The 428-nt window shown below is 36.7% G+C and carries 1 protein-coding gene and 1 pseudogene; both read left to right on the plus strand.

The features are described from left to right. A pseudogene (locus tag ACF91D_RS32075) lies at positions 1-84 on the plus strand (recombinase RecA); the annotation flags it as partial. Between the two features lie 19 nt (positions 85-103). Further along, on the plus strand, positions 104-428 hold a 325-nt coding region (locus ACF91D_RS32080; protein WP_392438752.1), incomplete at its 3' end, for a recombinase family protein.

Here is a 428-nt window from a genome sequence, read left to right on the forward strand (position 1 = left end):
AAAAACAAAGCCCTTGTTGGGATCTATGTCAAAAATGAACCATTGAATATTGTGAACCAAACCTCGCAATCATCGATTGCCTAACAAGAAAGGATGAAAAAATATGCAACAACTTAAACAAAAACGTGTCGGTATCTATGTTCGTGTATCAACAGAAATGCAAAGTACTGAAGGATATAGTATCGATGGACAAATCAATCAAATTCGAGAATATTGTGATTTCAATAACTTTGCTGTTGTAGATGTATACGCGGATAGAGGTATCTCTGGAAAATCTATGAACCGACCAGAACTACAACGTTTGTTAAAAGATGCGAACGAAGGCCAGATCGATTCTGTTATGGTCTACAAAACAAACCGGCTAGCACGTAACACTTCTGACTTACTCAAAATTGTTGAAGACCTTCATCGTCAAAATGTCGAATTCT

Source organism: Staphylococcus sp. 231237_7MaSpsaltlick (assembly GCF_043107035.1).